At 40.5% G+C, this 15,899-nt stretch carries 12 protein-coding genes; 2 read left to right on the top strand and 10 right to left on the bottom strand.

Annotated elements, in window-relative coordinates; genetic code table 11:
* Position 1: 1 nt before the first annotated feature.
* The 5 genes from dhaL to BLV53_RS06825 all read right to left on the bottom strand — a co-directional run bounded on the left by dhaL (position 2) and on the right by BLV53_RS06825 (position 4,994).
* A complete protein-coding gene (dhaL, locus tag BLV53_RS06805) occupies positions 2 to 622 on the bottom strand; it encodes a dihydroxyacetone kinase subunit DhaL (protein ID WP_090298996.1) in 621 nt (206 codons plus the stop codon).
* 350 nt (positions 623 to 972) lie between these two features.
* Positions 973 to 1,809, bottom strand: coding sequence for an alpha/beta hydrolase (locus BLV53_RS06810; protein WP_090298999.1), 837 nt, complete (start codon positions 1,807 to 1,809; stop codon positions 973 to 975).
* Between the two features lie 44 nt (positions 1,810 to 1,853).
* Positions 1,854 to 2,483: a YesL family protein gene (locus tag BLV53_RS06815; RefSeq protein ID WP_170830777.1), complete on the bottom strand. Its 630-nt coding sequence runs from the start codon at positions 2,481 to 2,483 to the stop codon at positions 1,854 to 1,856.
* Positions 2,484 to 2,570: 87 nt separating this feature from the next.
* Positions 2,571 to 3,269 carry a hypothetical protein gene (locus tag BLV53_RS06820; protein WP_090299005.1) on the bottom strand — a complete coding sequence of 233 codons (699 nt, stop codon included), beginning with the start codon at positions 3,267 to 3,269 and terminating at the stop codon, positions 2,571 to 2,573.
* Positions 3,270 to 3,410: 141 nt separating this feature from the next.
* Complete coding sequence (locus BLV53_RS06825) at positions 3,411 to 4,994, bottom strand: glucose-6-phosphate isomerase (protein ID WP_090299008.1); 1,584 nt, start codon at positions 4,992 to 4,994, stop codon at positions 3,411 to 3,413.
* Between the two features lie 239 nt (positions 4,995 to 5,233).
* On the opposite strand from BLV53_RS06825, the gene BLV53_RS06830 reads away from it, so the two are divergent.
* A complete protein-coding gene (locus BLV53_RS06830; protein ID WP_090299011.1) occupies positions 5,234 to 5,596 on the top strand; it encodes a hypothetical protein in 363 nt (120 codons plus the stop codon).
* A 109-nt stretch (positions 5,597 to 5,705) separates the two neighbouring features.
* On the opposite strand, the gene BLV53_RS06835 is transcribed toward BLV53_RS06830, so the two are convergent.
* The 5 genes from BLV53_RS06835 to BLV53_RS06855 all read right to left on the bottom strand — a co-directional run bounded on the left by BLV53_RS06835 (position 5,706) and on the right by BLV53_RS06855 (position 14,743).
* Positions 5,706 to 7,325: a glycoside hydrolase family 43 protein gene (locus BLV53_RS06835; protein ID WP_090299014.1), complete on the bottom strand. Its 1,620-nt coding sequence runs from the start codon at positions 7,323 to 7,325 to the stop codon at positions 5,706 to 5,708.
* Between the two features lie 150 nt (positions 7,326 to 7,475).
* Positions 7,476 to 8,528: an alpha/beta hydrolase gene (locus BLV53_RS06840; protein ID WP_090299016.1), complete on the bottom strand. Its 1,053-nt coding sequence runs from the start codon at positions 8,526 to 8,528 to the stop codon at positions 7,476 to 7,478.
* Positions 8,528 to 9,907 (bottom strand): MFS transporter, encoded by a 1,380-nt coding sequence (locus BLV53_RS06845; protein ID WP_090299018.1) that lies wholly within the window; start codon positions 9,905 to 9,907, stop codon positions 8,528 to 8,530. Before BLV53_RS06845 ends, BLV53_RS06840 begins: the two co-directional genes overlap by 1 nt.
* Positions 9,908 to 10,083: 176 nt before the next feature.
* Positions 10,084 to 12,480 carry a GH39 family glycosyl hydrolase gene (locus tag BLV53_RS06850; protein ID WP_207646223.1) on the bottom strand — a complete coding sequence of 799 codons (2,397 nt, stop codon included), beginning with the start codon at positions 12,478 to 12,480 and terminating at the stop codon, positions 10,084 to 10,086.
* A gap of 55 nt (positions 12,481 to 12,535) precedes the next feature.
* Complete coding sequence (locus tag BLV53_RS06855) at positions 12,536 to 14,743, bottom strand: glycoside hydrolase family 3 N-terminal domain-containing protein (protein ID WP_090299024.1); 2,208 nt, start codon at positions 14,741 to 14,743, stop codon at positions 12,536 to 12,538.
* A gap of 256 nt (positions 14,744 to 14,999) precedes the next feature.
* On the opposite strand from BLV53_RS06855, the gene BLV53_RS06860 reads away from it, so the two are divergent.
* Entirely contained in the window at positions 15,000 to 15,824 is an 825-nt protein-coding gene (locus BLV53_RS06860) for an AraC family transcriptional regulator (protein ID WP_170830778.1), read from the top strand.
* Positions 15,825 to 15,899: the final 75 nt, after the last annotated feature.

Here is a 15,899-nt window from a genome sequence, read left to right on the forward strand (position 1 = left end):
TTTACTCCTTTAAAAAATCTCTGATTGTTTCTAGTGTCATGGTAAGAGATGTGGCGCCTGGGTCCTGATGACCTATACTACGGTCTCCTAAATAGCTGGCACGTCCTTTTGTGGCTGCGATAGTTTTTGTAAACTCAACGCCTTCTGCTGCCGCTGTACAAGCCGCATCAAGAGCCTCTACTAAGCTGGCACCACCTGCTATCTTTTCTGAAAATACATCTGTCGCTGGCATCAAGGCATCAAGCATCGTCTTTTCTCCCTTTACTGCTTTTCCTCGCTTTTGAATGCCTGCTATTGCAGCTTCAAGTGCGGCTTTGAAGTCTTCCCCACCTACTTCTGTTTTGCCTGCAAATACCTTTGCAGCCTCCATGTAGGCTGTGCCATACAGCGGACCAGATGCTCCACCCACAGTAGAAAGCAGAGTCATGCCTGTTTTCTTTAGGACATTTCCAATATCTGCATCCTCTGGGTCCACTTTTTCGATTACTGCCTGAAAGCCCCTGGCCATGTTGACACCGTGATCAGCATCGCCTATTTCTCTGTCTAAATCGGTGAGAAAATCTTTATTTTCAATGATTTTCTCGCCTATCTGCTTCAGGCAATCATACACCTTTGTAGACATAAAAATTCCCCCTTTGTTAAAATTTTGCTAAGTTAATTATAACAAAACTCTAACAAAAGAGGGTTAGTTTTTTGACAATTATTAAACTTTTATGGCAATTTTCTCACTTGATAATTATTGCCTTCCTGGGGTTCAAATGCTGCCAAGGTAAGCAGCATTTGAATCTGCCTTTGGCAGACACTAATTTTGTTCCAAAATCAGTGCCATGTACGGAAAGTAATAATTTGATAATTATTACTTTCCTGGGTTCAAATGCTGCCAAGGTAAGCAGCATTTGAATCTGCCTTTGGCAGACACTAATTTTGTTCCAAAATCAGTGCCATGTACGGAAAGTAATAATTTGATAATTATTACTTTCCTATGTTACCGCTGTTGATTCCATTTTTAGAAATTTCTGTTGGAAGAAACTCGTCGATAGCTATCTTTAAATATTTATCCCAGAAATCCCATTCGTGATTTCCTTTGTCGATTGTAAGGGTAACATCAAGTCCCTTGCTCTTTAAATCTTCGTACATGCTTTTATTGTGTGGTAGTAAATCATCATCCTCACCACAAGCCATAAAAATCTTTGGGCACTCCTTGCCTGCTTTGATATTTTCACTTGCTATGTATTTTGGATTAAGGTCGCTATCTATAGCTTTTTCTAAATCTCCGAATACGCTTTCAGCATAATCCCTGCGGTCCATAAACATCGGTGTATCGTTGGTGCGCTCTGTTAAGTCATCAATAATATAGGCTCCAGAAAGAGCTACCACATAACCAAATGTGTCACAATATTTCAGGCCATTTCTCATAGCTCCGAAACCTCCCATGGAAAGGCCGCCTATAAATGTGTCCTCTCTTTCGTGAGACAGTGGAAATATCTTTCTGGTAAGTTCTACTAATTCCTTACCAATAAACTCTCCATAATTGTTGCAAGCCCATGGCTGATCCACATAGAACGCATTGTCACCAGATGGCATAACCACTGCAAGATTGTTCTCCTCTGCCCATCTGGTAATTCTGGTGCCGTTTACCCAGTCTGTGTAGTTGCCCAGGATTCCGTGAAGCAGGTATAAAGTCTTAAAAGGCTTATCCTCTCGCTTTGGTTCACCTGGAAAATATAACTTGTCTGCCGGTAAAATTACGTTTACCGGTACTGTTCGCTTTAATGATTCTGAAAGCAAACTCATTGTAATAAAAGCCACTTTAAAATCCCCCTTTTATATTGATTAGCCAAGTAAAGCTTAGATTATCTCAATTCCTCTTCCATCTGAAGGTCTTCTTCGCTCATGTACTTGTGGAATACCTTTTCAAGAATAGGCTGGATAGCGCATGAAATAAGTCCTGGTGAGAATAAAATCAACACAGGAAAACGATACATTACCAGCAAAAGTATGATGATTTCGCCTAAAATAACAAGGCTCCATCCAAAATTGATTACCATGAATACTGCGGAAACTTTGAATGATTCCTTAAAGCCATTGCTGAAACGCGCAATATATGCAAAATGATAAATAGCCCAAATAATGGTAAATACAAACAGCACTAGGAAAAATAATGATGCTGCAGCAAATGGGCTGTCAGGGCTGATTAGGTGTCTGGTGATGTAAATATCACCACCTAAGATAGCAAAAATAGCCATGAATATAAGCCATGACAATGTGGACTGCTTGAAGTTTTCCTTGAAAGAATGGAAAAATTCTGTGGTGTAGCCGCGGCCTCTATAGATGCATTTGTTAGTGGCATAGTATAGGCCTGTGGCGCTGGCTCCAATGGTAAATATAGGTAGTGAGCACACTATGAAGTAAAAGCCTATTAGTATGATGTCTGTAATTTTTGAAATTCCATCGAATAATCTGTTGTTAAAAAATTTGTTCAAGGTTGGGGTTCTCCTTTCAGCGTAGTGTGTGAGGGTCGCCAGACACCTCATCCGCCCTCTGGGCACCTTCCCCTCAAGGGGAAGGCTTTATTTACTTTCTATATCTTCTAACAATTTATAAAAATTGTTCATGTATTCTTCTGATTCACTGAGTCCTGCGATCAGCAAATATTTTGTATTGTCATCTAATCCGAAATACTCATGAATTGGACTGCCACTGATGTCTACCGCAACATCGTAGGTGGCGGTGATGCCGTCATCATCTGTGACTTCCATGCTGTATAGCAAATCCTCTGATTGCCATTTTGAAAGCAATTCGTCTGGAACTGTGTCCTTCAGGTCTCGTACTGCACCCATATCCACCAGATGCTTTATGCCCTCTTCATCCGTAAATGCGAAATCCAGCTGGCCAGCCATGATGTAGATATCAAGCTTATTTCCATAGCCGCCCATATTGTAAGCCTCATCTGTATATAAATCCGCTGTGAGACTGAAGCCATCATGCTTTTCCATTCCTAAAATATCGTGCATCTGCTCTTCCACTTCAGTGCTATACTGGCTGGAATTGATGACCATACCAAAGAATTTGTACTGAACATAGGTCAGGGCATGATGGATACCCCATCCTAAGACACCGATTATCATAAGCACTACAAAAATGTGAAGCTTGTAGTATGCCCAAATATAATCCAGCTTTTCCTTGAAACTCATGGTGGAAAGCTTGGCCTTCTCCCCAGCAAAAGTTTTATTTACTGATTCTTGTTCTTTGTCAATATAATCTGCCATAATACCTCTCCCGCTGATAAGCTAACAATTGGGAAAATTGTTGCTTCAGCAATTTACACACTATGAAAGATGATAAACCAAAAAAATGGCTATCGCAATACGCGATAGCCATTTTTAATAAACATTTTAGATTGTAAAATCCTAGATATCAAGAAGCTTTACATAAGCTGCAAGTGCATCTGATGTATCACCTGAAAGTACCTTCTTTGCAAGAGTCTTGCCAAGCTGAACACCTTCTTGATCGAATGAGTTAAGGTTCCATACAAAGCCCTGGAACATAACCTTGTTTTCGAAGTGAGCAAGAAGTGCACCAAGTGTCTCTGGTGTAAGCTGATCACCTACGATGATAGATGATGGACGGTTACCTGCGAAATATTTATTTCTGTTGTCGTCGTCCTTACCACAAGCAAAAGCCATAACCTGTGCTACTACGTTAGCGCAAAGCTTCTGTTGTGATGTGCTGTCCTCGATAACAACGTCTGTTGCCATCTGGCTCTTCTTGAAGCCTACGAACTGAAGTGGAATGATATCTGTTCCCTGGTGAAGGAGCTGATAGAAGCTGTGCTGTCCGTTTGTACCTGGCTCACCAAAGATAACTGGACCTGTAACATAATCAACAGGCTCACCGAAACGGTTAACGCTCTTGCCGTTTGACTCCATGTCAAGCTGCTGTAAATGAGCTGGGAAACGGCTAAGTGCCTGTGAGTATGGAAGAACTGCTGTAGTACCAAATCCAAGTACGTTTCTCTCATAAACACCGATTAATGCATCAAGCATTGCTGGGTTCTTGCGGATATCAGCATTCTTTGCAAGAGCATCCTCTGCTGCTGCACCATTTAAAAATCTGGCAAATACTTCTGGACCAAATGCAAGTGAAAGTACTGCACCACCTACAGAAGATGTAGATGAGTAGCGTCCACCGATGTAATCGTCCATGAAGAATGCGTCAAGATAATCAGCTGACTTTGCAAGTGGTGAAGTCTCAGATGTAACAGCAATCATGTGCTTTGATGCATCAAGACCTGCCTTTGCAAGTGCATCCTTAACAAATGACTCGTTTGTAAGAGTCTCAAGTGTAGTACCTGACTTAGAAACAAGGATAAAGATAGAATGTGCAACATCAACGCCTGCAAGAACTGATGCAGCATCATCTGGATCTACGTTTGAGATGAAACGAGCTTCCATCTTAAATGTGCCTGTAACCTTTGCCCAGTTTTCAAGAGCAAGATACATAGCACGAGGGCCAAGATCCGAACCACCTATACCAATCTGAACAACAGTTGTGAACTTTTCGCCTGCTTCGTTTGTGATTTCACCTGCGTGAACCTTGTTAGCGAACTCAGCGATACGCTCCTGCTGCTTTACATAGAACTCTCTCTTATTTACATCATCAGCAATAACATCGCCACCAAGCTGTCCACGTGTAAGCTGGTGAAGAACTAATCTCTTTTCGCCAGTGTTGATAACCTCACCGTTGAAAAGTGCTGAATACTTGTCTGTAAGCTCTGCCTCATCTGCAAGTTCCTGAAGTGCTTCAAGAACCACATCATCAACCTGCTTTGAAGCGAAGTTATAAGCCATTCCATTTGACATTGGTACTGAGTATTCTGCAACTCGCTTTGCACCATTTGAGCCTGCCATTACAGACTTAAGCTCTACCTGGTCTTTGAGACCCTGAAGCTTCTTGTAAGACTCCAACTGGTCTAAATTCTTCCATTCAATCATCCTTAATACTCCTTTAAAATTAAATGAAGAACTGCATATTTTTACCGAAAAATGCAGTTCTGGCCTAACTGCTTTACTGTATCGTTTACGACAAGAATTTTAAACTAATCTCTTTTTCACGTCAACAATGTAAGACACAATATATTTCTCCTTAATTCATTTTTTAGTCACAGAATGGTCAAATTCTAATAGTATTCTATTTTTACAGTATTTTATAGGCACTCACAAAGGAGTTATTTATGGCAGGAAGAGAGGACCTAATCAAAGGACTGAGTCAGGCGATGAGCGGTGGGAAAGAAGACGAATTAGGTCGTCAGTTTTTTGCAGACACTAACACCTTAAAAACAGGTGCTGCTGGTGGGAACGTCGAAGTGAGTGTAACAGTTTCAAAAGAAGAATTTGCACGAATTGCAAGTGGAATTGTCAGATACCACGTTACTGACCGTCGAGGAATTGAAGATGGTAATGATATCATTTTTAATGAAGTGGAAAGCGATGGCTTTACTCAAACAGGTCACAGACTCACCAAAAGAGTTCTTGATGTAAAGTCCTATTTGCAGGTGCAAGGACTTAAGGACGGTTTTTCTATCGTTTCCTTTTAGCTGAAGGCTTTAAGGTTACGGTAAACTGCGCACTATGTGCGCTGATATAATAAAAGCCTCTGGTACCATCCAGTTTAGATGGGGTCCAGAGGCTATTCCATTTTATAGGCTATTTAATTTCAAACCAATCAAACTTTGCGCTATTGTCAATATCTGTACCATTTCCGGTAGCGTACATTCCCACAAGTGTTCCTGTCATGCAACCAACCTTTTCAGGGTTGATGATGTGACCATCCACCTTGCAAAGCTCTCTAAGCTCAGACTCATTTTCACCAAAGCGTACTGTAAAATCCTCGCCCTGCATTTCAAGCTGAAGCACTATATCTTCCTTATCGTATGGCGCTGCTGCTACCACTTTTACATTTGTTGTGCTTTCAAAGCCTGGAATATAAGGTGGTATAGCATAATCTGCTGTGATTACTGCTGCTTTAACAACATGCTTACCGTCTTCAAGGCATCTGAAGATATGAAGCTGATGATTCATAGCTTGTACTAAAGCAAGGCCAGCACACTCAGCTGCTTTTGGTTCAAAGGACATCTTGCATGCAAATGTCTGGTCAATCTGAGTCTGTCTCTTTCCGAGGAATGCAACATAATTGTCATCTGAAAGATTAACCTCAAAGCTCATAGATCTAATATCGTCCTCAAGCTTTTGGCGAATACACTTTAGCTCAAGCTTTGAATCCTTAATCTGCCAGATATCATCCTGTGGACGTCCCCAGAATACCATATCAAGAGGAAGCTTGTCGCTGTCGAAGTCTACTCTTGCTGCAGGTTTTTCAACAGGACATTCCTTTAATGAAGCAGGACCTTCGTATTCCCATTCAACCTTTCCTGTTTCTGGTGTAAATACTGGCCAGTCGCGCTCCCAGATTACAGGACAGATAAAGGTTTCACGGCCAAGGTTTTTGCACTCGCCATCGATAAGGCGTGATGCAAGCATTACTGCATACCAACTGCCATCCTTAAGCTGAACAAAATCAGCGTGCCCCACGTTGATGATAGGGCTTCTAAATCCCATATGTCGATGGGTGAGAACAGGGTTGGCTGGATTGCCCTCAAAGAAACTGAAAAGCTCCTTAGAACGGGCTACAGCAACAGAATGATAATGCTCTGTGCCGCCTTCAGCAATCATTAAATAGTAGTAATCCCCTATATGATACAGATGTGGAGACTCTGGTGAAGCAGCGTTTCTGAGTGCGCTATTGTAAATAGTGAATGGCTCAGATTTAAGCTTAAAATTGTCTATATCAAATTCTGCAACCCAAATTCCTCGTTCCATCTGGCCTGCGCCGTTGTCCCAGCAATCGCCAGTTCCCATTACGTAGCACTTATCATCGTCATCAAAGAAAATTGATGCATCAATGCCTGGCACATCATCAAGCCAGTGAGGCTCAGACCAAGGTCCCTTAGGATCCTTTGCAGTGATGATGTAATTACCCTTGTCTGCGAAATTGGTGTTGATGATATAGTATGTTCCTTTATGATAGCGAAGGGTTGGAGCCATAACACCACCTACGCCACAGTTTTTCTCCATGTGAAATCCATTTTCAGGTCCAATTGCATTTGCAATCTGTTCCCAGTGTGCTAAATCCTTGCTATGGAAAATAGGCAAGCCAGGGCACATCTCAAAGCTTGAAACAGCGATATAAAAATCATCATCCACTCTGATGATAGATGGATCTGGATAGTATCCAGGAATAATTGGGTTTTGTAATTTGTACGACATTTTCCTTCTCCTATTCTTTACATTCTTTTTACATTTTACCTGTAAAGTCACCTTTTAACATTTGAAAAATGCGTTATTTTTTATTTTATTTTCGACATTTTTTTAACGTCAAATAGACTGCAAAAAAAGCAGTCTATTTGTTGCATATATTTAAATATTAGGGATTTTATTTAATACTTTGTTGAGTTCTGCAATATCTACTGGCACATGTCGTTCCATTAAGAGGTCTTTCAGTTTCATGTTTCTCATGATGTTCATCATATCTTCAAAGGTCATGTCTGGCGCAAAAGGAACTATGTATTCCTTCATCACCTTGATAAACTCAGCAATATCCTCTACGGCCTTTGGGTTTCCGAACACCCTGCCAATTGTACAGTCAACAGATAACCAGGCATTGCCGTCATCTACAATATGTGGTCGACAAACCGGTTCTTCCAATCCTGTATTGTTTTCACCAGGTTGTTGGTCGGCCTTGAATTTACCTAGCATATCCTGCAGGAAGCCAATACTGTCATCTACCCAATGAGGAATTCTTTCACAAAAAGCTGCGCTCTTTCCTTGGATTGAATCCTCGCCTGTGGAAAAACCATGTGGTCCAAATGGATAAATGTGGGTTTCAAATGTGATATTGTTGTCAGCCAGCGCCTGCTGCATCTTTATAAGATTATTTACATTTACCACGCTGTCAGCGCAAGAGCCAAAGATAAAACAAGGAGCAGTGTCCTTATCCACCTTTTGATAGATATATGGCGCTCCTGGAAGGATTTCATCCACTGTTTCAGTGAGAACCGGATAGCCCAATATGGCAGCCGCAGGCTTATGCTTTGCCAATGTAGCCACTGCACCTGCCAGATGGCCACCTGCCGAAAATCCACAAACAGCTATTTTATCTATGTTAATTTTCCACTCCTCAGCGTGGGCTTCAATATAGCTAAATGCCTGCTCATAATCCAAAAGTGGCTTTGGCCAGGTTGCATCTTCATTCAGTGAATAGCGAAGCACAAAGGCATCATATCCAGCGCCAAGGTATTTAAAAGCGATTGGATCTGCCTCTCTGTCAGAGCAAAACATATATCCGCCACCAGGTATTACAATTACTGCAGGTCTTTTGATTATTGACCTGTACTCCCCTTCTGTCTCCTGGATGTATGCATCAAGAGTAACGCCGCACTTTTCATCAAGTACAATATGTTCGTATTTCATTATTTACCCCCATTTCTCTCATCGAGAGCATTTGCGATTTCATCCATCTTTCCATCAAGTCTGTAGAAGAAAAGTGGAACAACAGAAAGTAACATAACTGCTGCTGGGAAAAGATTTACAAGTGCATTGATTCCCATTTTTGCTGTCTCTGTCTGGTCAGCATTTGGTACATAACCTACCTTGGCTAGTAAAAGTACTGTAACAGAACCTGTAATAGCAGTTGCAAGCTTTACGCCAAATCCCATAAATGAAAATGTAAGACCTTCGTCTCTTACACCATACTCATAATCACCGTAGTCTATACAGTCTGCCAGCATACCTGTACAAATATTTCCACTACACATTGTCAATCCAATCAGGGCACTTACAGATAAAAGGAATACCGGATTATCTGCTGGTACTAAAAACATAAGTACAAGCCCTGTTATAGACAGGAATGTAAGTATCAAAAGATAATTTCTTTTACCAAAGGTCTTTGTTCCCCAAGGAAGTGTGAAGCTTCCAAGTAAACTGCATACAGTCATTGTAGTGTAGATAGGTGCAATCATAGTAAATGAACCTACTACATAAATTACATAGAATGAAAGCATTGACATTCTTGCCATAGCGCCACAAGCACCTGCGAAAACGCAGAATACTGTCATTAAAAGATATTTGTTCTTAAATAATGCCTTAAGTGATTTTCCAATTGGCTTCTTTTCTGCTGGTGCATCTATTTTTGTCGCGTGAACTGTTTCCTTACATTTCCATGCACATAACCAAAAGCATGGAATAAGAATGATTGAGCAAATCACTACTGTCATAAAATAGCCATGGGCATCCGCTGCCTTCTCACCATTTTTCATTGTGTTACTGAAAAATAGAATAACCGGCATAACCACAGCTGATAAAATCATTGAAAGAACACTGGCTGCAATTGATTTTGCTGTAACATAATTCATTCTTACCTGTGAGTTTTTTGCAATACGATTTATCAATCCGCCATAGCTGATGTTTACAACTGTATATGCCATTCCAGCTCCAATGTAGCAAATCATACAGATGGCAACCTTTAAAGCACCCTCAACTGGAAATACTGTAAATGTCAAAATATTAAACAGTGCTAAAAATGGTGGGGCAAACATCAAGTATGGTCTGAATGTACCCCAACGTGTTTTTGTTCTATCAGCTATTGCCCCCATCATTGGATCATTGACGGCATCCCATATTCTTGCAATAAGCATAATCATTGATATTGCAACTGCCGAAAGTCCCACAACATCTGTATAAAATACTGTAAGGTATGTGTTTATCATATACCATGAAAGATCTGACCCGATTTGTCCTAAGCTGTAAAAGAAAGCAACTTTAGGATTTGTTTTTTCTGTTTTCTGATTCATTATTCCTCTCCTTCAAAATCTCAGTACTGATTTAATTTTTACAATCATTGCATAATCCTATGATAAATATTTTTTGGGAAAGATGCTTTTCTGTTATTCAATTTTTGATTGTCAATTATTTCGTCAATGTGTACTTGCTACTTATTTTGAAACATCAATTTGTCATTTCTTTCATTTTAATTTGCGCCTCGTAGGCATATTTGTCGAACCTCATTTGGTTTCAATTCCACATTAAGCTCTAACGAAGAATTCTCAATTGTTATCTCCTCTATCAGCGTTTCTGGAATAGACACATTTTTTAAATATTGCAAATCCTCCCTGCTTAGATTATGACTACAGCCCATCTGTATCCAATGATGAAGCACTGAGCCATGGTCTTCATTTAGTATATTCTGATGTATCTGCACCTTATCGCCAAAGGCTACACCTTCCAACTTTATTTTTAGAATCAGAGGCTTGGAAGAAAACATCTGGGATACCTCTGTAGGCTTAAATGCATCCTCAGATAACAGATAATAATCCGCCTCTGGAGATTGACAGTTGTGCAATAGTATTTTGATTTCACTGCCATCATTATTGCCGGTGATTATGCAGTTATCTGTTTTAAAAAACACCTGCTTTCCTAATTGACCTAAAAATCTAAAAGCATGAAATACAGGTTTTTCTATCCCGTCTCGGCTCAAAATTCCTGCGCTGCCCTGCAATAATGACCTGGTATCAGAGTATGCCGACAATAAATCAGATGCATAGAAAATACCAAACACATCTACATCATCCATGCTGTTAATTATGCACTGTGCTGTATATGCTGCCCTGAATGTGGAATCCTGAAGATAATTTCTGCTGGAAATGCTGTAGTTCCAGTCCGTAATAATACATTTTCCAAGGTAATTGTTCGCCCTTAATATTTCAGTAAGCCCCTTTATCCTATCCACTATTTCAAGAGTGTTTGATGACCTGTGAAACTCTCTATCCCCAACTGTCCTGTAGCTTTCAATCCGTTCATCACCATCTTTGATTGAATCATTGTAGGGAAATGAAATACATGTTATGTAATCTGGTTTTTCATCCGCTGTAAGCAGATGTTCTACCCACATTTTATTGAGGTCTTTATCATTCACCAGTGGCATTCCAGGCCCGGCCACCTTCATACCTGGTATTTTTCTCCTGATCATTGCCACTGTTTCATTCCAAGCATCAACTGCCGAGTACCCAGTCCCCTCATAATAAGGAGCATTATTAAGGAAAAAGGAAACCTCAATAACCCAGTTGCTAACTGCCCTATCATATCTGTATCGTATATGATCCAAAAAGCTTTCTACCATGTGAAGCCACTCTTCTTTGGAATGAAAGATTAGAAAATTTTGCTCCTCAAATACCATTGTACTTTCATTTGCTCTGGCGCCATCCCCTCTAAGACCGATATCCAAAAACAGGTTCAAATCATGATCCACTATGTAGTCTAAAATCTCATCCATAAATGAGAAATTGTAGACACCTTTATTTTCTGTTTGAAGATGCAAATCATTTGCAAACATCCCCCACAAACGGACATATTTTATACCAAGGCTATCAGTAATATATGTGACCTGCTTTTGCATCTGAGCGGAGCTTAATGATTTCAGAGTTCCTACATTTAAAATTGGTGGCTGATAGGTCACCAATTTTGTATTCCTAGAAACATTCGATAGGTTTACTGTTAATTCATGGTCCTCATCATCTTCGCTAGATTCTAACAGAGTACTTAACGCTTCATCATTTTCAGCCTCGCTTTTATCCGGTTTCATTGGATGTGCATTTCGGTACTCTGATGGAGTTGTTCCTATATATTTAAGAAACAGCTTGTTCATGGCAGATGGACTGCCAAAACCTACATTCAAAGCTATTTCAGTAATAGTATCTCCTGTCGTTTCAAGTAGTTGTTTTGCCTTATTAAGCCGCAGTGTCCTGACATAATCCCCAAACTTTACACCTGTAGTGTCATAGAAGACCCGGGACGCTGTAGGTGTGGAGATATAAAGGCTATCTGCCACTTCATCCAGGGATATGTGATTGCGGAAATTCATATGAATGTAGCGAAGCATTTTTGAGCCATAATCATCTAAAGAGCCTTTAGAGATTGGATTTTTTACTACATAATGCTTTATCAAATCATCAAGTAAAGTATAGTATGCCCCCGTTTCTCCAAAACCGCCCTTCGAATTAGAATCTGCCCTAACAGCCCAAAAGCCCTTGATTAATTCAGCAGTGTGAGACAACTTTTTATTTTCAGAGACTGTCTTATGTGCAGAAAAGAAAATATCCTGTATTCCACTTTTGGTATGAAGAATTCCAGAGTCGATTTTTAAATTTAGGATTACGCTTTCCTTCTGCCAATTAAGCTGTGCCGATTCTGAAGGATTTAAAAAGAAAAAATCCCCTTTTTCACATCTGTGCAACTGTCCCTGCAAGGTGATAGAAACACTGCCGCGGACTATATACAGCACAAAATAGTCTTCTCTTGAACTGATAGTATTTCCATTTTCTTTAGTTAAAATTTCTGTTGTATATTCACTGGACATAGATTGTTTCACTTTTTTATTCCTTATAGCAGAATAAGTGGCAGAAAGACTCTGCCACTTATAACATTTATTTAAACTGAATTCGGATTTCCGCTTCAAGAGTATCTCTTGAATTGCCACCTACGTATATACGGTATAAGCCATCCTCGCATAGGTACTTACCTGCGTTATTATAGAAGCCCATATCGCATTTACGAAGTGAAAGTGTAAGCTGCTTTTCCTCTCCTGGGTTAAGCTGAACTCTCTCATAAGCCTTGAGCTCTCTCACTGGACGAACAAGGCTGGCTGTTACATCCTGCATGTAAAGCTGTGCTATTTCTGTGCCTGCCACATCACCTTTATTTTTCAGTGTAAATGAAGCTACTACCTCATCTGCTGTTTCTGTAAGCTTCAAATCGCTGTACTCAAATGTTGTGTAAGACAAGCCGTAACCAAATGGGAAGCATGGTTCGATTGGTGCGTCTAAATATTTAGATGTAAATTTACTCTTTGAGCCTGGACGTCCTGTGTTTGGATGATTGTAATAAAGTGGCTCCTGTCCGTTTACTGATGAAAATGTGCTAGAAAGCTTTCCTGATGGGTTCACATCACCGAATAGTACCTTTGTAATGGCATTACCCATCTGAATTCCAAGATGCCAGCCCTCGATGATTGCAGGAAGTTTTTCTGCCTCCCAGCCAAGGGCAAGAGGTCTTCCGTTCATAAGAACTGCTACTACCTTTTTGCCTGCTGCAACAAGCTTTTTAAGCATTTCCTGCTGATGACCTGGCAATGTGATATCAGCCTTTGAAGATGCTTCACCACTCATGCTGGTGTATTCTCCAACTACCGCAATTACGATATCTGAATCTGACTCGATAGCAGCTTTTAATTCATCAGCATTAAGGTCTCCCTCTGGACCACATACAGGATAATATTCGAAGCTAACGCCTGCCGCCTCAAGACCTGACTTGATTGAAACGCAGTCATCCTTTTCCCATGCAAGGGACCATGCACCTACTACCTCATCTGCTCTATCTGCAAGCTCGCCTACTACAGTTACCTTTGCTGATTTATCAAGTGGCAGAAGCTTGTCATCATTTTTAAGTAATACGATAGATTTTTCTGCTGCTTCCTCGCAAAGTGCTACGTGCTCTGCTGGAAGTGCCTTGCTATAGGCATCAATTACATCCTGTGGAACATAAGGATTTTCAAATAATCCAAGCCATACTTTTACACTAAGAATTCTTCTGACTGCATCATCAAGTGTTTCCATTGAAACCTTACCAGCCTTTACAGCATCTGCAATATGGTTATAGAAAATTCTAGTACCCATATCCATATCAAGACCTGCATTTAAAGCCTGAATACCTGCATCCACATCATCCTCTGCAATACCATGTGTAACGCATTCACGAATTCCATTTGCATCACTTACTACAAAGCCTTTAAGGCCAAGCTCACCCTTAAGGATGTCTCTAAGTGTGTATGAATTTACAGTGCATGGAACACCATTCAAATCGTTGAAGGAAGCCATTGCTGAGCATGCCCCCTCTTCCATAGCCGCCTTGAAGGTTGGAAGATATACATTGTAAAGCTGTGACGTAGACATTGTGGTTGTGTTGTAATCACGGCCTGCCTCGCAAGCTGAATATGCAACATAATGCTTTGTGCAGGCTGCTACATAGCTGTCTGTTGCCTCATTATTGTTCTGAAGCCCCTTGATTTTTGCTCTGGCAAAACGGCTTGCAAGGAACGGATCCTCGCCTGGTCCTTCGGAAACACGGCCCCATCTTGAATCTCTTGCTACATCAAGCATAGGAGCAAAGTTCCAGTTGATACCATAGGCTCTTGATTCCTTGGCAGCCATCTGTGCAGTACGCTCCATCAAATCATCATCGAAGCTTCCTGCCTCTGCAATGGCAATAGGGAACACACTTCTAAGACCATGGATAACATCAAAGCCCATAAGAAGTGGGATGCCAAGGCGTGTTTCTTCCACTGCAATCTTTTGCAGCTCGTTGGCCTTTACTGGGTCGTTGCCCATAACAGCGCCAACCATGCCTGCTCTGATATCATCCTCATGGAAGTCTCTTTCTGCTGTGGCCATTATTTTGCCAAATTCTTCCTGAGATATTCTTCCATCAGTGAGCATCTCTATCAATTCTTCAAAAGGCACGTCAAAACCACCTACTATGGATGGCGAATCCTGATTGAGCTGGCCTACCTTTTCTTCAAGTGTCATTTTGTTAAGCAAGTCTTCTACAAACTGCTTTTGAGTATCAGTTAAATTCATGTTATACCCCCTAGGATTTTCTAAATATTCCGCCTGTTAGAATTACAAGCTAGTTTTTCTCAATATTCCGCCTGTTACGCTAACAATCAATTATATTTCTACGTCGAGCATGGAAAGCTCTCCTTAAGAAACATAATTAATTGTTAGCTACAGGCTAGACTTTCTATACCTAGAAGTATAACTTGACCATGGGCACGCCTCAATATTATTATTGTAATATATATAGTACATTTTTAAGATGAGAGGTGACAGGCGGATGCTACGTTCTTTTCAGTATAAGAAAAATGAATATGACACTATTCCTTTGAAGCTGGTATTACTGGGGGCAAACCACGACCAGGAGCCGGTTTACAGAATGCATGGAATTAATCTAAATCAGATTATTTTCTGCAAGGAAGGCCAGGGTGAGCTAATACTTGATAACCGTAAATACGTTATTGATAAGGGACAATGCTTTATTATTTTCAGCAACACCCCCCATGAGTATCACAGCACAGGCGGAAAATGGATTTTAGACATTGTGGGATTTAATGGCAGTATCGTGCCACTGCTATTTCGTGCACTAAAGATTAATTCCTCAGGTGCCTACCTGTTAAGCAACCGTGAAATGATTGACGCTCATCATAAAAAGCTAATAGAAATTGCTGAGCAAAACAGCCGCCATAAGCATATGCTTTTATCACAGGAGACCTACGCGCTTATTACCGATTTATCATTCTGTCTGACTCACATTGCTTCAGGCTCTGCCGACTATGGTAACCCCACCATCACTCAGGCGATAGAATATTTAGAGGCTCACTATGGAGAGGATGTTTCATTGGACACTCTGGCTCAGATTACCTCTAGAACCCCTGAATACCTTTGCAGTATTTTCAAAGAGCATACAGGCGTTACCATAGTAAAATATTTAAATGGCATTCGACTGCTGCATGCCCAGATTCTACTGGTCCAGGAGCCCTCTATGTCTATCAAAGAAATTGCAGAAAAATGTGGCTACACCAGCGCCAGCTATTTCGGAAAAGTATTTTTCAAACAATACAAACTAACTCCAAATCAATACCGCATGAGCCACATTATGTAATTGTTCTACAATATCTTAATATTTTACTATCAAGGTTAGATAACTAAGATTGAATCACATACCCTCAACGTATTA

Source organism: Pseudobutyrivibrio sp. ACV-2 (assembly GCF_900107545.1).
GTDB lineage: Bacteria > Bacillota > Clostridia > Lachnospirales > Lachnospiraceae > Pseudobutyrivibrio.